18 protein-coding genes are annotated in these 16919 nt (G+C 61.8%); 4 read left to right on the forward strand and 14 right to left on the reverse strand.

Annotation, left to right across the window (positions count from 1 at the left end; translation table 11 throughout):
- Together AC1DN0_RS36830 and AC1DN0_RS36835 are read right to left on the reverse strand one after the other, a co-directional pair.
- Positions 1-1064, reverse strand: a 1064-nt coding sequence (locus tag AC1DN0_RS36830; protein ID WP_477146432.1) for a thiolase domain-containing protein, incomplete at its 3' end; no start/stop codon positions are given.
- A 351-nt stretch (positions 1065-1415) separates the two neighbouring features.
- A complete protein-coding gene (locus AC1DN0_RS36835) occupies positions 1416-2489 on the reverse strand; it encodes a helix-turn-helix domain-containing protein (RefSeq protein ID WP_441629518.1) in 1074 nt (357 codons plus the stop codon).
- 606 nt (positions 2490-3095) lie between these two features.
- Here AC1DN0_RS36835 and AC1DN0_RS36840 point away from each other — a divergent pair.
- Complete coding sequence (locus AC1DN0_RS36840) at positions 3096-3911, forward strand: arylamine N-acetyltransferase family protein (RefSeq protein WP_441629519.1); 816 nt, start codon at positions 3096-3098, stop codon at positions 3909-3911.
- Between the two features lie 554 nt (positions 3912-4465).
- Here the strand turns inward: AC1DN0_RS36840 and AC1DN0_RS36845 are convergent.
- The 9 genes from AC1DN0_RS36845 to AC1DN0_RS36885 form a co-directional block, all read right to left on the reverse strand.
- The gene (locus AC1DN0_RS36845; RefSeq protein WP_477111786.1) at positions 4466-5722 is read right to left on the reverse strand and encodes an MFS transporter; all 1257 of its coding nucleotides are present in this window, start codon (positions 5720-5722) and stop codon (positions 4466-4468) included.
- A 39-nt stretch (positions 5723-5761) separates the two neighbouring features.
- A complete protein-coding gene (locus AC1DN0_RS36850) occupies positions 5762-6322 on the reverse strand; it encodes a 3-keto-alpha-glucoside-1,2-lyase-like domain-containing protein (RefSeq protein WP_477111787.1) in 561 nt (186 codons plus the stop codon).
- Positions 6323-6422: 100 nt separating this feature from the next.
- Positions 6423-6881: a chromate resistance protein ChrB domain-containing protein gene (locus tag AC1DN0_RS36855; RefSeq protein WP_045242333.1), complete on the reverse strand. Its 459-nt coding sequence runs from the start codon at positions 6879-6881 to the stop codon at positions 6423-6425.
- Between the two features lie 10 nt (positions 6882-6891).
- Positions 6892-7218: a rhodanese family chromate resistance protein ChrE gene (gene chrE, locus AC1DN0_RS36860; protein ID WP_477111788.1), complete on the reverse strand. Its 327-nt coding sequence runs from the start codon at positions 7216-7218 to the stop codon at positions 6892-6894.
- A gap of 16 nt (positions 7219-7234) precedes the next feature.
- Positions 7235-7825, reverse strand: coding sequence for a superoxide dismutase (locus tag AC1DN0_RS36865; protein ID WP_477111789.1), 591 nt, complete (start codon positions 7823-7825; stop codon positions 7235-7237).
- A gap of 23 nt (positions 7826-7848) precedes the next feature.
- On the reverse strand, positions 7849-9054 hold the full coding sequence (locus AC1DN0_RS36870; RefSeq protein ID WP_441629524.1) for a chromate transporter: 1206 nt from the start codon (positions 9052-9054) through the stop codon (positions 7849-7851).
- A gap of 30 nt (positions 9055-9084) precedes the next feature.
- A complete protein-coding gene (locus tag AC1DN0_RS36875; protein WP_441629525.1) occupies positions 9085-10047 on the reverse strand; it encodes a chromate resistance protein ChrB domain-containing protein in 963 nt (320 codons plus the stop codon).
- Between the two features lie 348 nt (positions 10048-10395).
- On the reverse strand, positions 10396-10929 hold the full coding sequence (mug, locus tag AC1DN0_RS36880; protein WP_441629526.1) for a G/U mismatch-specific DNA glycosylase: 534 nt from the start codon (positions 10927-10929) through the stop codon (positions 10396-10398).
- 12 nt (positions 10930-10941) lie between these two features.
- A complete protein-coding gene (locus AC1DN0_RS36885; protein ID WP_441629527.1) occupies positions 10942-11931 on the reverse strand; it encodes an SLAC1 anion channel family protein in 990 nt (329 codons plus the stop codon).
- Positions 11932-12106: 175 nt separating this feature from the next.
- Here AC1DN0_RS36885 and AC1DN0_RS36890 point away from each other — a divergent pair, with 175 nt between their 5' ends.
- Together AC1DN0_RS36890 and AC1DN0_RS36895 are read left to right on the forward strand one after the other, a co-directional pair.
- Positions 12107-13015: a LysR substrate-binding domain-containing protein gene (locus tag AC1DN0_RS36890; protein ID WP_441629577.1), complete on the forward strand. Its 909-nt coding sequence runs from the start codon at positions 12107-12109 to the stop codon at positions 13013-13015.
- Between the two features lie 348 nt (positions 13016-13363).
- A complete protein-coding gene (locus tag AC1DN0_RS36895) occupies positions 13364-13741 on the forward strand; it encodes a c-type cytochrome (protein WP_477111790.1) in 378 nt (125 codons plus the stop codon).
- Positions 13742-13956: 215 nt separating this feature from the next.
- On the opposite strand, the gene AC1DN0_RS36900 is transcribed toward AC1DN0_RS36895, so the two are convergent.
- From AC1DN0_RS36900 to AC1DN0_RS36910, 3 genes are read right to left on the reverse strand one after another with little or no spacing between them, the layout of a single operon-like run.
- Positions 13957-14544, reverse strand: coding sequence for an isochorismatase family protein (locus tag AC1DN0_RS36900; protein ID WP_477111791.1), 588 nt, complete (start codon positions 14542-14544; stop codon positions 13957-13959).
- An 18-nt stretch (positions 14545-14562) separates the two neighbouring features.
- Positions 14563-15300, reverse strand: a complete 738-nt coding sequence (locus tag AC1DN0_RS36905) for a pirin family protein (protein ID WP_477111792.1) — start codon at positions 15298-15300, stop codon at positions 14563-14565.
- Positions 15301-15310: 10 nt separating this feature from the next.
- Positions 15311-16384: an alkene reductase gene (locus AC1DN0_RS36910; RefSeq protein WP_441629531.1), complete on the reverse strand. Its 1074-nt coding sequence runs from the start codon at positions 16382-16384 to the stop codon at positions 15311-15313.
- A gap of 104 nt (positions 16385-16488) precedes the next feature.
- Here AC1DN0_RS36910 and AC1DN0_RS36915 point away from each other — a divergent pair.
- The coding region (locus tag AC1DN0_RS36915) for a LysR family transcriptional regulator (protein WP_477146433.1) at positions 16489-16919 on the forward strand (431 nt) is incomplete at its 3' end.

The raw sequence follows: 16919 nt of genomic DNA on the forward strand, positions 1-16919 counted from the left end.
GGGTGCGCTTCGCCGCGCAACTGGCGCACGGCCTCGATCACCTTGGTGATGCCGCCGCGGTTGGCGGGATGGTTGTTGCACAGGCCGCCGCCGTCGGTATTGAAGGGCAGCTTGCCCACGCCGGAAATCAGGTTGCCGTCGGCCACGAACTTGCCGCCTTCGCCCTTCTTGCAGAAGCCCAGGTCTTCCAGCTGCATCAGCACCGTGATGGTGAAGCTGTCGTAGATCGAGGCGTACTTGATGTCGGACGGCCGGATGCCGGCTTCTTCAAAGGCGACCGGGCCCGAAATGGCGGCGCCCGACCAGCTCAGGTCCACCATGCCGCCGAGCTGGCCCTTGACGGCTTCGCCGGCGCCAAGGATCTTGACCTTGGGACGCTTGAGCCTGGCGGCGATTTCCGGACGCGCCACGATGAGCGCGCCGCCGCCGTCGGACACCACGCAGCAGTCGAGCTTGCGGAGTGGATCGGAGATCATTGGCGAGTTCAGCACGYCGTCAACGGTCACCACATCGCGCAACATGGCGTTGGGATTGTGCTGGGCATGATGCGACGCTGCGACCTTGATCCACGCCAGCTGCTCGCTGGTGGTGCCGTACTGGTACATGTGGCGCATCGCCACCATCGCGTACAGATTCAMMGTCACCGGGTTGAACGGCGCCTCGAACGGCTGGTCGGGCAGGTTGGCGCCCCAGTTGCGCGCTTGCGTGCCGCTCGACCCTTCCGAGCGCGGCCGCCCCGCCAGCGTGATCAGCGCCACATTGCACTTGCCGGCGGCGATGGCCTGCGYGGCGTGCGACACGTGGACGAGGTACGCCGAGCCGCCGGTGTCGGTGGAATCGACGTGGCGCACCTTCAGGCCGAGGTAGTCGACCATRTTGAGCGCGCCGAGGCCGGGCGCGTCGCCCGCGCAGAAATAGCCATCCACGTCCTGCAGGCTGAGTCCTGCGTCCTCCAGCGCGCCCTTGGCGCACTCGGCGTGCAGTTGCGCGACGGTCTTGTCCGGTGCCTTGCGGGTCGGGTGCTCGTAGGCCCCGACGATATATGCCTTGCCTTTGATGCTCACCGGGACACCAGGCAAGCTGAAGATGGTGCCCTACCCAATTAAGGTGGGGTGACAGCGAGTGATACGTACGTATAAATGGATGCCGATGCACCCTTGCGGCGGCGTGCGGAGGGTTGCCGCTTTGTACCCGGAGCTAGCATGACGAGGCCGGGGCGGCTGGCAACGCGCTCCCGGAACGCCTCCCCGCGATGGATTCGGTTTCGCAGGCACCTCGGAACGAGAGACGCCGATGCCCGACGCGGCTCCTTGCAAGGCGCTGATCGCGGCGGACGACGTGGTGATGACGGGACTGGTGGCGAAGACCTGCCTTGAAAGGCAGGGGGGGATGTTGGGGTGTTCAACACTGCCCGTCTATGCGAAGCGCTCCTGTGCCGCATGTTTGCGCCGGAGCAACGGCGCGTACTCGTGCAACTCCCGCGGCGCGATGTCGAAGGCGCGACGGAATGCACGCGTAAAGCTCGACGCATCATTGAAACCCAACCCCGAGGCAATGTCCTGTACCTCGATATGCGGAAAGCGCACCAGCTCATTGGCTGCCATGCGCAGCCTGCGGCTGCGGATATAAGCGGCCAGGCCGCCTTCATGCTCAAAGAGACGGTACACGCTGGCGCGCGAGAGATGCAGCGATGCCAACACGCTGTCGGGCGACAAATCCGGATCGTGCAGATTGGCCTCGACATGGCGCCGCACCTGTCCATAGACGGCAGCGCGTACCGCCGCGCGGCCATTGCCGGAAAGACCGGCCTGACGGCTGAAAGCGGCGACAAGCAGCTCTACCGCGGTGATAAAGCGCTGACGCGCTTCCTCCCGGTCGAGCCCGACGATTTGTCGATTCAATGCAACCAGATGCTCAATGATCAGGCGGATCAAAGGCGTGGTTGCGTGAATCCAGCGGCCATGCAGCGAGGCGGCATCGGGGAACGACCTCTCCACCAAAGCGCGCGGCACAAAAAGGAGCAGTATCCGACCCTGAAAACTCCGGATTGTGCACGGCTGATCCATGTCCAGCGCGAGGATACTTGGCACTTGCGGTATGTGCGGCGCGTCGGGCGGCGGCTTGCCGCCCAGGAACTGGCCCGGTGGCCCTTCAAGGAACACGCTGAAGCTTATGTCATGAACGCTCTCGGTCGAAACCCGGCCCAACGATCGCACGGCCAGGTTCGGCCCGGTGTGGAAGTCGAAGAAGCTCAGATTGTCGATCGTGTAACGAGACAGCGAAGCAGCGAAGGTATCCTCGGCTCGCTTTGACGGAGGCCGTATGTCGTAGACAGGACTCATGCGCTCCTGCCAGGCCCGGAAGCTTTGCCGGGCGTCGCCTTGCACGCTGAAACTGCTGTGCACGATGCCGGGCGCAAGCGTCGGCGGCTCCGGCGGCAACAACAAGCGGCTTAGCGGCATGGCAGTGTGTGGCAGGTCGTTGTTCAATGCAGCGCCCATCGCTGATTCTTCGTCCAGTTATGAGCACGCCCCGTGTGGCTGAACCTTAAGTTGAGCCACCAGCCCGCCCGGAGCGCGCTGGTGCAGGTTGCAAAGCATACCAGTACTTGTTTTGCCGTAGCGCACAGTGAACGACTCGCCGGCAAATCGATCGTTTCAGTGCTTGGAAACCACACACTATCTTGAGCAGACCGACTATCGGTGACCGCATGGCATTTCCGTCCCGGCTTGCCGGAATGACCGCTTTCGAGGAGGGCCACTGCCTGTTTCGGGTCGACCAGAGCCAAATGGCACACGGCTGCCGGAGGTCGTATTCCGGCCAGGAAGGGCCGCTTAGTCGCTCCGTCGGGAAGACGTTCCGATGTCCGTTGTGCCCACAAAGGCGTCTACTGGCACTAGTGGAAAGGTCTCGTTGACGAAGTGTTTGGTTCCGCACAGACGCGCCCAGATCTTCGGCAAGAATAGCCGGGGGACCTTGGTATCCCTCATGCTTGTTGCACGTTCATGCACTTTTTGGGATGGATCGAGAACCTCAACAACGGTCCATCGAAAGGAGACCGAAGGATGACACACGTGCCTTCAAACGAAAACGGAATGACCTTGACAGCCAGCCAGTTGGACGCCTATCTCGCAAGGATCAAGATCGACCAGCCGGTCTCTCTCGACCTTCACGGCCTGTCGAGGCTTCATCGTGCTCACCTCATGACGTTCACCTTTGATGCGTTGGATGCCTTCATGGGATGGCCGTCCTCGATCACCCCGGCGTCTGCCTTCGCCAAGATGGTGGAGGGCAGGCGCGGCGGCTGGTGCTACGAGATGAACGGTCTCTTCGGCGCAGCTCTCGATGCGCTCGGTTTCCGGGTAACCCGTCTGTGCGGCGGCGTTAATCGTGAAATACTGGGCGACGTTGCCATCGGCAATCACCTAACCCTGCGTGTCGATCTCGACTGCCCCTATCTCGCCGAGGTCGGCGTGGCCGACGCCATCGTCGAACCCGTGCCGCTGGATATCGGACCGATCAGCCAGCGCGGCTTCGATTTTTCAATCATGTCGACGGAGGACGGCTGGCTGCGCTTCAACAATCATGCGCATGGCATCGCGCGCAGCTTCGACTTCCGGGTCGACCACAGCGACGAGGCTGCCATGGCCGCCATGCATGCCTGGTTGATGCGGGATCCCGGGTCGCCGTTCACAAACGCGCTGGCAGTCCTGCGTCATACCGCGGACGGCTATGTCGCCCTGCAGAACGATCGCTTGCGCAACGTGATGCCCAACAGCGTTAGCGAACACCGCATCACCAGCGCGGACCATCTCGCGGACACGTTTGAAACCGTTTTCGACCTCGACATTCCCCAGCCCGGGCACGTTTGGGACAAGATCCGGGCGATTAGCAGCGATAAGGCTGGCTGAACAGGCGACACTCGCTCACCACTGGGTATCTCAATGGCACGGGCGGAGGCGTGTGACTCAGCGTTAGGAGTTCCAATCTCTTGGCACGTCACAAAGTGAAGTTGGCAATAGGCTTCTGTTCGGATGAGATCGTGTAGATGGCCGTTGAACCCGAATAGCCGCTGTTGAGGCAGGCAACTTCGAACGGCGCATTCGGCCCACTTCGGCCATTCGCGGCTTGCTCTCCCAACGGCAGGACCGGCCGATCAGGCGACCCAAACGAAAGTGCCCACGACGAAGTGCCATAGTTCGACCCGGTACAGGCGCCGGCTAACGTCGCGCGTAACTTCAGCCACCTCCTGACGCATAGTCACCGGCACGCGTTCACTATCGACGATTACCACCCGAAATGGCCGGAGCACCATTAAGGTGCAGGTTTCGTCGCGATATCCGGTGTCCGGTGCTGAACGGCAGGTCGTTCGCCGGCTGACATCGCGTCCATTGGACGGCGAGAACGCCAGGCCGTCGGCCCGGCCGCGTCGCATCAGACCTATCGACGCAACTCGCGTGTCACGTCAATCGACTGGCTTGATGCGCCGGAATGCACCAAGCAGCGCGAGGTCATAGGTGATCTTTAGCAGGCCGCAAGCGACCAGTGGCGCGCCGACCCAGCCCATCGCCAGCAAGCCGCCAGCGAGGGTCGGACCCAGCGCGGAAGCCAGGCTCCTGGGTACCGCGGTCAGGCTGGCGGCAGCGGGGCGCTCGGGCGGCGTCACGACCGCCATCACATAAGCGGTCCTTGTCGGTACGTCCATCTGCGACAGCGCGCTGCGCGCGAGCAAGAGGACCAGCGTCGCCACCAGCGAAGGAGAGAATGCTGCCGCGATCAGGCATAGGCTGGACGGAATATGGGTGAACACCATGGTGTTCAGCAAGCCGAACCTGCGAGCCAGCGGCACGGCAACCAGGAGGGAGCCTGCGGAGAGCAAGCCCGACCAGAAAAAGAACTGGCCGGCAGCCCCTGGTGAGAGGCCGAATCGTTGCATCAGCCACAGTGCCAGCAGCGAGTTCACCACCAGCCCACCGGCAAAGGCGTCGACGCCGAACAGCAGGGCAAGGCGGGTAACGATTCGGCGGGACGGGCCTAGTGGCGTTCTAACCGATGCCACGCGCGGCTCTGGCTCGGGCATCCGCGTATAGAGGAACCAGAGCGCGACACCGGTCAATGCATAGAACATGAACATCGCGCGCATGGCGCTGAGGAACGATACCCCCAACTGGGAGGCAAGCCAGCCCGGCAGCGCCGCTGCCAACGCGCCAATGGCGGCGGAGAGGGCTCCGGTCAGACTGTACCGGGCGAACAGCGCCGTGCGCGCATCTGAGGTAGCGGAATTAGCAAGGCGAGCCTGCTCCAGCGGCAGGAACACGCTGACGTCTCCGGAGCTTGGGTTAAGCGTACCGACGAACGCAACTAGCAGTAGTGGCCAGAGGGAGGAGAGCCCGGCGAATCCGATGCCGGTCGCGGCCATCAGCGCGGCCGCCAGCAACAGCAGACGGCGCTGTGGGTAGCGATGGCCGAGGACGCCCACCAGTATCGTCGCCAGTGCCGAGCCGATCAGGGTGGCACTGCTGACCAATCCCACTGCCAGTTGCGCGAAACCGAGCGCTAGCAGGTATGCGGGCAGGAGGACGGCGATGAACCCGTCGCAGAAGCCGCGTAACGCGCGCCCGACCAGAAGTGGCAAGGCATCGGCATCGACGCCTGCTGGCAGTAGCAGGCGAGCGAGCCGGGCTTGGCCGACGGTCACGGCAGGATCCTCAAGCGTTTGCATCGCGGTACGCGACCATTGGTTTCACATCTTTTCCCGGTGCTATTTCGTACCGCCGGACCCATATGAGAAGGTGTCGAACAAGGTCACGCTGTCCGCCTTGGTCCATACGCCCACCGCGCCGGCACCGCTGATATGGTCGTCCGCCACATCGATGTAGCGCTTGCCGTCCAGCGCGACCTGGATATGGTTCCCCACGAACTCCACGCGTAGCGTATGCCAGACCTTGGCTTCGACAGGCGCATCCTTGTACTGGATCGTGTGCCTGCGTCCGGCTGCCGTGTAATACAGCGAGACATTGTTCTCCAGTGCATTCGCCCGCGCGACATAGTAGTTGTTGCCGTCCTTCCAGCGCCAGACAACACCGCCTGCCTGGTCCTCGCGGCCGGACATGGGTTTGAACCTTGCCTCCACGAAGCCATTGGCGATGGAGGCGGCAGGGTTCACACACCAGGGGAAATCCCCGGAACCGGACTGCTTGAGCACGTTGGTGCCGTCCTGCACGGACGGGTCCGCCTCGACAGTCCATTTCGGCGTGCCACTGCCGGTGACACCGGCCACCCATCCCGCCGGCAAGGTACCTTGCCTGTCCTGGTTGAACATGATCGTTTCTCCGGTTGCCGGCATGGCTGTCAGCAGCATCCATAACATGAGYGGGATCGGCTTCACAGTGCATCTCCCGAGCAATGACGCGACTAGCAGTTCATGCAGGCATCTTCGGCGGCCAACGATGCGCTTCCGCCTGGCAATGCTGGCACCAGGCATACAAGGCGTCGTACATCACCATGCCGTGCCTGAGCATCTCGTGGTCGTCGGAAAACACCTGCGAAAGCCCCAGCGAGATGGCGTAGAGCCCGCCCGATTGCGGTGTGAGGTCCAGCTTCGACGTGTCCGCCCCCCGCACAATGCCAGCGAGTTGCTGCAAGGCGGGATCATTCAAACGGTACTTGTCCAGGAAGGCGTCGAAGCTGCACAGTTCTCCGACATGCGAAAGTTCGACACCAGGAATGTCATAGGGAACAGCCCCGGTCTCGCCTGCGACTTTCACGACGTTGCCGGTCGGCACGTACAGGAATTCCGGTTCCTTGTCGATAAAACGGGCTATCAGCCAGGGACAGGCAATCCGGTCTATCTTCGGACGTTCGCGGGTAATCCATTTCATGGCCGGCTCCTTACGATTTGCCGATGGTCGGGTGATCGCCGGCGGACCATTGCTCAATGCCGCCAGTGAGATAGGCCGCTCGGATACCTTCGTCCTCTAGCCGTGCGGCGCAGTCCTGGCTGACTTGCAGGCCATGCGCGCAATAGACGATCACCGGCCGGCTGGAGTCGAGTTTTGCGATCCAGCTATCCATGTCGTCAGGGTTGCGCCAGGAGGCACCGGCAATCATTTGCGCGCTGGCATCAAAAGTCTGCCTGCGCCTGACGTCGACAATCTGCGGCGGGACCGGCGCTTGAATCGCTTCGGCAAGTTCGTGGGAAGAGATGGCAGTGGGCATGTTCTTGGCTCCGAACTTACTTCCGGGCTTCGGCGAAGCGCTCGGCTGCCTGGGCCCAATGGATGTTCTGCATGAAGGCATCCACATACGCAGCAGCTTTTGCACCGAAGTCCATGTGATAAGAATGCTCATACATGTCGAGCGCCAGGATCGGAGTAGCGCCCGCCAGAGTGTGTGCGTGATCGGGCGCCCACTGGTTCACGAGCCGCTTGTCGCGTGGCGAGTAGTTCAGCAGCACCCAGCCCGAGCCGCCGCCCAGCGCCTTGCCCATGCCCGTGAACTCAGCTTGCCAGCGGGCCACGCTGCCAAAATCGCGGATAAGCGCCGACTCCAGTTCGGGGCCCAGGGCACCGCCTTCACCGAGCCCGTCGAAATACACCTCATGCAGGATCATCGAATTGGCGGCGATCAGTTCTTCACGCTTCAGGCCATTGAGCATGAAGACGGGTGCGGTCGCCGGATCCAGCGCGGCAAGTTCCGCCGTGATGGCGTTCAATCGCTTCACAGCGCCGCCGTAGTTGTTCTCGTAATGGCTGATAATCAGCTTTTCCGAAAGGCCGGTGAGCTTGCGTGGATCGACGGCAAGCGGCTTCATCTGGTAGGTCATGATCGATTCCTTGTTCGTGCGGCTCAGGCGTGAAGTAGCGGGTAGGCAACCAGACCAGCCAGGGCTGCGCCGATGACGATGACTGGCTCCGGCAGCTTCTTGAATTTCCAGAGCAGGGCGACTGTGACGAGCGCAAGCAGGGCGGTAGGCAGATCGACAATCGAGCGTTTGGCCAGGACGATCACGGCACCCGTGATGGCCCCGACTGCCGCCGCCGTCACGCCATCGACGAAGGCGATGATCCCGGGCCGCTTGCCGTACTTCTTGAAGTAGGGCGCCGGGATCACGGTGAACAGGTAGCAAGGCAGGAAGGTGCCAAGCGCGGCCACGGATGCGCCCGGCAGGCCGGCGACCAGATAACCGATGAAGCCGACCGTGATCACCACGGGGCCCGGCGTGATCATGGCCACTGCGACGGCGTCGACAAACTGCTTGTCGTTCAACCAATGGTGTTCGGTCACGACGCCGCCATAGAGGAACGGCACGATGGCAAGCCCGGAGCCGAATACGAAAGCGCCGGCTTTGGCAAAGAACACGCCAACCTGCGTCAACAGCGGCCAATCCACGGTGCTGACGATCCCGCTCACTGTTGTGGGTACCTGCGTCGCCGCCATGGCATTGAGGCCGCCCTGACGCAGCCACTTCGGCGGCGCCCGCCAGAACCACACCACCATGCCGGCCGCCAGGAACAGCCAGGCAATCTCGGACTCGGTGACGACCGTCACCGTCGCCAGCATCAGGTAGATCACCCACAGCAGCTTGTCGCGGCCAACGCTTTTGTTCGTGAGCTTGTATGCGCTGATCGCAATGATCCCGATGACCGCGGCACCTACCCCATAGAATACCGACTGCATCCAGGTCAGTCCGCCAAACCGGACGTAAGCCCAACCCAATGCCACCACCATCAGGAACGACGGAACGACGAATGCAATGCCGACCAAGGTCGCCCCGACGATGCGGTAATGCACATAGCCGAGATAGATGGCGAGCTGCGCGGCCAGCGGCCCGGGTGCCAGTTGCGCCAGCGCCAGGCCTTCCTTGTAATCGGCATCGGTAATCCACTTGCGTTCATCCACCAGGTCCCGGTGCATGTAGCCGGCGAGGGCCACGGGACCTCCAAAGCCCAGCGTACCCAGGCGCAACATATAGAGCACGAGTTGCCAGAGTGTATAGCCCATTCGCTCAGCCGCTGGCATGTCGGGGATATTGGTTTGCTGCAGGTTGCTCATGGATCGTCCTTGAGATAGGTTCAATGACCCCTAGCGTTTCCGGTTGTTCAAGAAGTGGGCATGCAGGGAATCGAGCACCAAGCCGGTTTCGGCCAGCAGCGCATCGTCATCGGCCAGCCGTTCACGGGCGCCGGCCAGAATCGCCTCGAACCCGCTCGCTTCCGGGACGGTCGGTCCGCCGACATCCAGCGCATGGACCATCCCCGCCAGACGCTGCAATCCTGGATTTGCCTCCAGGGCAAAGCTCGCCAGCAGCACCTCGAAGGAAACCTTTTCACCGACATGGGTGAATGTCGCGCCGTCGAAATCGAAGCCCAGGGCATCGGCGGGACAGTCACCGGGGGCTTCGAGCCACAGGAAACGAGCATGGGGATCGATGAAGCGCTGGATCAACCACGCGCAAGCCACCCGGTCGACCCAAAGATGGCGGCGTGTCGCCCATAGCCGCCCCTGGTATTGCGTGGGGTCGCGTCGCGCGATGGCCCCTGCGGCGGGGTGCGGCTCGCCCGGCGACAGGATTGTTTCAATGGCGCCCGTGAAGTCCCGCCACTGTGCCTCGGCACGCAAGGACGCCTCGTTGGGAAAGAAGTCGATCTTGCGGATCGCCTCGTAGATGCGGCCGAGCCGTCGCTGCAGGCGATTGAGTTCGGCTTCACTTAGACTGGAAAGCGTCTGGCGGGCTGCCGAGACGGACGCGAGGAGTTCGGCGTAGTCGCTCGACCTGTCGAACAACGCGCGGTAGGTGGCGGCGTCGTCGTCCTCTTGGGGCTGTACCGTCAACAGCCAGGCTTGGCCGTCCTGCTGCTGTGTATCGTCGGCCAGTTCGCGGAACTGTTCCACTTGCTCGGCGCCGGCCGGCAGCAGATAAGCCCCATCGCGCAAGGCGGCGCCGCCTAACGCCTTGAGCGTGCGCCAGATCCGCATGCGGGCGGTCGCACCCGATGTGGGAAGGCTGACGATCAGCAGGATCCAGGAATCTTGGGACGTGGTCATGGAAGGCAGCATAGGGTTCCATCGCGCAGGTTTCAATGATGTAGAGATCATTACAAAAACCGGGCCGATTGGGAGGTGGTCCCTCGAATCCCAATGGATCGACATCGCCGCTGCCTGGGTTCGCCCGCGCAAACCACGGGACGGACCAGCCCGAAAGACCGGATCCGGTGTTGCTCGCGCCGCACAAATCGGGCGCGGAAGGCTCCGCTGGAGTCTCGTTAACGTCGACTAGCCGGCGTAAAGCCGGCACGCAATGTCGAGTGGCCTGACGCAGACGACCAGGCAATGCACCCCGCCTTCCGGAAGAGCGAGACGAAACGTACCGGGTGCGCGGCGGCTTTGCGAGCGTCAATCTATTGCAAGGTACAACTCCCTATAAGCCCCGACGAGGTCATCGAGGCTGAACGAGCGATTCAAACCGCTCGGATTTGGCAGGATCCACGCTTTCGACCCGCCGAACATAGCGTTCTGGCGTCCCCACAAGACGTGCCGCTGACCTGAAATGGCTGCGTATGCGGCCTTCCCCAGGAAGGCGATATAGGTGGGGCGATAAAGTTCGATTTTCTTCAGTAACGCCGAAGCCGACTCAAGGAATTCATGCGGTGAAAGCTGACCGGCCCGCGCCGTAGGCCGGCCAACAGCTGTTGTCAATCCGCACCGATGGGCGAGCAGGTCCCGGTCGTTTTCGGCACGCATCAGTTCTGGCGTGAAACCGGCCAAATGCAGGGCACGCCAGAAACGGTTGCCATTCCCTTCAAAATGGTGGCCCGTCGCCACCGCTCTCATGCCGGGGTTTATTCCACAGAAAACGACCGCCAGACCTTCCGATATTGCGTCTGGAAGTGACGTCAACGCAGCTGTCCCGGGTGCGCAGGTAGCCATTTGTGTGCTGTTTCAACCGGCGAGCATCTTCCCGTTAAGGAGAATGTGCAGCGTTCTGACAAAAAGAATCACAATCGCGAGGCTCAGCATGGCGAGCAGGATGATTGCAATCACCTTCAGGGGCCAGGCCTGGACGAACATCGCGTATTTCAGCGCGGCACTCGCCAGCGCCGCCATCGGAAAGCTGATCGCCCACCAACCGGTAGCAAACGGAACCCCCCTGCGAAACACCTTGGGTGCCAGTGTGAGGAATATGAAAAGACCGAAGTAGAACAGCAACCCGGAGAAGGTATCGACGTGCTGCGTAAAGTTGGTGTAGGCAAGAAAGCCCACTTCGAACGGTGCCATCAGGATTAGCAGCGAAGGGACCATGCCGGCGGGCAGCGGCTCGTGGTGAATCATTCGCGACATGATCATCGTAAAGAACAACAGGGCAATCATCGTTCCCACGGCCAGCGCGAACATGTTGACCTCATGCGCCCACGGCATTGGCATGGTTCCGCCCGCAACGGCGATATCCAACGTGGCCACGCCCGGGATGAACCAGGCGGGAACTGCGTGCGCAGCGTCGATCTTTCCCCGCAGCAGCCGGCCCGCAATCGCGAAACAGAGCGCGAGCGTGAAAATCGTACCTACCGCCCACATGACTTCGGCAAGCATCTGGCTCAGTTGGGCAACGACCGAGGAAAGCAGCAGGATAGCGATCGTGATCGTGCCAAAGAAATTGCCAGCGACGGGATGCCGGTATTCCGCGACGACCGCCTCAGGATGTTTGACTGCCTTGAAGAGATAGCCCGCGCTCAGCACGACGAATACAACCAGGGCGAGGATGCCGGCTGCGTCAGAGATCAGCGGAGTCACCCCAAATTCGTGGCTGGCCTGGCGCCACGCAATAGACAGTCCGGCAATACCCATTACCGACGCAAACAGGTTGACGGGCAAGTTTCTGATGGAAGCGGTTGTTCGCAAGGACTGCGGATGGGGACTCGAAAGCGTTGACACAGCACATTCTCCTGATTCTTGGGGACCCGGGACGTGGCGGCCAGAAAGCAGCCGATTGAGAGGCCGCGAATCGTTCGCCGCCTCGCCTGTCGGGGAGATGCGGCCGATGGTATTCTCTTCCACCGATGAAGATAATCTGTCATTATTGGGAATCATCCTCCCAAAAAATGAGAACATGGCTGATCGCTTCGAATCCATGTCGATCCTGGTGGCCGTGGTCGAAGCAGGCAGTTTTTCTGCCGCGGCGCGCCAACTCAAGATGCCGCTCGCAACGGTGAGCCGCAAGGTTGGAGACCTGGAGTCGCACCTGAAAACCCGACTCCTGCATCGCTCCACCCGACAGCTTTCTCTCACCGAAGCCGGGCAATCGTATGTCGCCGCATGCCGGCGCATTCTCGAGGAAGTGGGAGAGGCGGAGCGTGCGGCGTCCGGGGAATACGCGGCGCCCAAAGGCGAGCTGGTCATCACTGCACCCATCGTCTTCGGACGCCTGCACGTCTTGCCCGTGGTCGCGGAATTCCTCAAGACTTATCCGGACATCGATGTGCGGATGGTGCTGACCGACCGCAGGGTGCCTCTTCTTGAAGAGCACGTCGACGTCGCATTGCGGATTGCGGAACTGCCCGACAGCAGTTTCATCGCGGCACCGATTGGCACGGTGCGTCGGGTGGTGTGCGCAAGCCCCGCCTACTTCGCCGAATACGGCACGCCGACGAGCCCCCTTGAGCTCGCCACGCATGCATGCGTTACTTTCGAACAGATGACATCCAGGCAGGTGTGGAGCTTCATGTCGGGCAAGTCGGAGATCGCGGTGCCCGTCCGCTCGCGGCTTGCCGTCAGCACTGCCGAGGCTGCAGTCGACGCGGCGGTGGCTGGCGTCGGGATTACTCGCGTGGTGTCTTATCAGATGGCGAGCGCGTTGCGTGCCGGTGCACTCAAGATCGTGCTCGCACCGTTTGAGCCGGCGCCGTGGCCCATCAGCCTTGTTCACACTGGACAGGGAATCCTGCCGCTGAAGTTGCGCGCTTTTCTTGATTTCGCCACGCCGCGGTTGAGGGCCCGGGTGGTTGAGGTGGGGGTCTGACGTTTGCAAGTCGGGGGGCGAACGTTGCAAGTGGGGCGGGAATGGTCGTCGCCGTAGATGGCCGCTCACGGCCAGTTTGCGACACTCGCTGGCGTGTGTCCGCAGACGATTGAACGGCGGTTCTACCTTGGTGGCGGACAGTGGGACAATGGCGGACCGAGCCCATGTGAAGGTAAGGCCGGCAGACCTATCAAACAAACCGAGAAGTAGTTCGTGCCGCAAATCACTATCAAAGATGGCAACCTTAGCTCTAATTTCAAATTTTATCGAGAGAATTGAGTGTTGCAGTGGAATCTCCGGGGATTTCCCTAGGTTCAGATCTGATTTATACAACAATGCCACATAAAAATGAAAATATTATTCATCGCTTCGCTGGGATTTTTAGCGCTAATTCAAGCATCACTATCCTTCGCGGATAATGTAAATGGAAAAAATCTCTATTTACAGAGATGTGTCATGTGCCACGGAATGGATCTCAAAGGAACAGGACCGTTGGCTAATAAAAGCAACCCTCCCACACCTGATCTTACAACATCCGCTTTAAAAAAACGACTAAATGATTATCCTGGCGTTATTGTATCATCGATAATACTTCGTCCAAATGGAGACTTGATTCCCAAAACTCTGCAAGAGAATGGTGTAAAGCTATCGCCGTACTCTTGGAGGGTTAAGGATTTTCGCGATTTAAATCAATACATGATTAGTGTGATTTCCAAAAATCGATGATTTTTAGATGAGAGGTGGGCACGGAAATCTAAGGGCCATTTCAGGGTCCGGACGGCCTGGCCCCGTCATCGGGCCCAGCCCAAAGGGTCTTCTAACGGCCCTGCAGGCAAGTGCCGCCCGGCCAGCTTGATGCCCTGCCTGTCGCCTGCGGTCTGCGCGCACCGCCAGGCCGTCGGGTTAGCACCTCGGGCCTAACAAGGGGGTGGCTCCTTCCCTCAGCCCTGCAATGCGGGCATGACCACTTCCTGCACAATCCGCATCCCTTCGGGCGTACTCCAGCTACCCGCAAGCTCGGCAATTACCTGGTTCGTACTGGAGAGCGTGACGCCGTTCTTCTCCATGCGGCGCAAGGCCATGTCGTCGCCGATCTTGCTCGGCGAGCCGCCGGCATCGGCGATCACCTGCACTTCGTAGCCAACGCGCACCAGGCTCAGTGCCGGGAACACCGTGCAGACATCGTTGGTGACGCCAGCGATGATGAGCTTCTGGCGCCCGGTTGCCGCGACGGCCGCAGCAAAGTTCTCGTCATCCATCGCGTTAACGATACCGACGCGCTTGATGCGCGCGGCGAATTCGTCCGGCAGGATGGTTTCCAGTTCGCTCAGCAGCGACCCTTGTGCGTATTCCTCCATGCTGGAGGTCAGCACGACCGGCATCTTCAGGATGCTGGCGGTCTTGGCCAGCATCAGCGCGTTGCGCTTCATCTCTTCGACGGGGATGGAATGGACCCAGCCCATGGTGCCGACCTGGTGGTCGATCAACAGAAGCGCGGCGTTATCGCCGGTGAAGCGTTCGAAAGCCATGATGAGACTCCTTCGTGGTCAGGTTGCGGTGGAGTGCAACGGCGGGCCGGCAAAAAGCATGACCTCGGCGCTGCCGTGGAGAGCTTGCAGCGTGATCGCGCAGGGCGCGTCCTGCGCCGGAAAGACCGGGAGCTTGAGATCGTTGCGCCCGAAGTCCTGGCCGTCCACCATCGCCGTGCCGAAGATCGGCATGACGAAGGCACAATGTCCTGCGTCGATGCGCACGGCCAGTTCGGCACCTTCTTCCAGCGAAATGTCGAGCATCGTCACTTCGGTCGGCGGCGTCAGCGGCGAACGGGCGTGCCGGAAGCGTCCCACGGGCACGCGCACCTTTGCCCCGGGCAACTGCACCACCGGTACGTCCTGCGGTTCCAAGGTCAGTGCGAATGGAGCAATGTACTGTCGCTCCGGGGCAAGGTTGACGAAGATCTGCAACGAATGGACAGTCTTGCCGGCCTCTGCCGGAACTTCCTCATGAACGATACCGCTCCCGGCCGTCGCCCAGTGCAGGCCACCGAGTCGGATCAGGTTGCGGGTGCCGAGCGAATCACGGTTGTCGATGCCCGTTTCCGAGTCGAGGAACAGGTAGGACACGGCCGAGAAGCCGGCATGGGGATGCGGCGGAAAGGTCGGCGCGCTCATCCAGGCATGATCGATCCCGAGGAAGGGATCGATCAGCGCTGCCACCCCGCGCAGGCCGTAGGCGCGGAAGTGGCTGCCGTGGTTGGCGCGCTGCAGCGGGGCAATGACGGGCATGATGTTTGCTTCAGGCACCCTGGGCTTCACTCAAGGTTGGGTAGTCGATGTAGCCCTGCGCAGTGCCGCCGAAGAAGCCATTGCGGTCCGCCTCGTTCATCGGCGCGCTGTGCTTCAGCCGGGCGACGAAGTCCGGGTTCGCGAGTACCATCTGGCCGTAGGCTTCCAGGTCGGCCAGCCCCGAAGCCAGGTCGGCCCCGACCTGCTCGCGCGGGCGGCCCGGCCGGTTCAGGATCAGCGTGCGCTGCCAGAGCTTGCGGATGTCGGCCTGCACCGCTTCATTGCCCTGGTGCATGATGTGCAGGTAGGCCAGCCCCAGCTTGTCGAGTTCGGCGACCAGATAGCGGTACAGGGCCGGTCCTTCGGCGCCTTCGTCGATGCCCCACATCGTCGTGCCGGGCGACAGCCGGATGGCGGTGCGGTCCGCGCCGATTTCGTCGGCAATCGCAGCAGCCACCTCGATTGCGAAGCGGGCGCGGTTCTCGATCGAGCCGCCGTATTCATCGGTGCGGGCGTTCGCGCTGGGGGCGAAGAACTGCTGGATCAGGTAGGCGTTGGCGCCATGGATCTCGACGCCATCGGCACCGGCCTCGATCGCGCGGCGGGCCGCATAGCGGAAATCCCGGACAGTCTGGCGCACTTCCTCGGTGGTCAGCGCACTTGGCACCGGAATGTCCTGCATGCCCTTGGCCGTGAACATCGGCGTGCCCGGGGCGATGGCCGACGGCGCGACGCCCCGCCGGTGATGCGGCGTGTTATCCGGGTGCGACATGCGCCCGGCGTGCATCAACTGGATGAAGAGGTGGCCGCCCTTGGCATGCACGGCATCGGTGGTTTTCTTCCAGCCTGCCACGTGCGCGTCGGTGTAGATGCCTGGCGTGGTCAGGTAGCCCTGCCCGTCGTCCGAGGGCTGGGTGCCTTCGGTGACGATCAGGCCGACACTGGCGCGCTGGGCGTAGTACTCGGCAGCCATTTCGCCCGGCGTGCCGTCGTACTGGGCACGGCTGCGGGTCATCGGTGCCATGACCAGGCGGTTCTGCAGAGTGTAGCGGCCGACGCGGACGGGATCAAACAGTTTGCTCACGATGGAATTCCTCGGTTGAATTGGATGGAGGCATCATCGCGCGTTCCTTGTGCGGGATAAATATGGTAATTTGGAGAACATTGATCCGATAATGGAGCAATTGCATGGAACTGCTTAACGACATGGCGTTGTTTGTTGAGGTCGTCAAAGCCAAGGGTTTTCGCAGCGCCGGGGAGGCCATGGGCGTGCCGAACTCGACACTGTCGCGCCGGATCAGCGGATTGGAGAAGGCGATCGGGCTGCGCCTGCTGCATCGGACGACCCGCAAGATCGAACTGACCGAGGCCGGCCAGATTTACTTCGAGCGTTGCAAGCGCATCGTCGATGAAGCCCGCCTGGCACACGAGCAGCTCGGCGAAATGCTGGCCCAGCCCAGCGGCGTGCTGCGCGCCTCGTTGCCGGTGGATTTTGCGGTGACCTACCTGGCGCCCCTGATCGCCGAATTTGCCGGCCTCTATCCTGGCATCACCTTCGATTTCGACCTGACGCCGAGACGGGTCGACCTGGTCAGCGAACCCTTCGACGTGGCAATCCG

This window comes from Cupriavidus sp. 05N39, assembly GCF_056397325.1.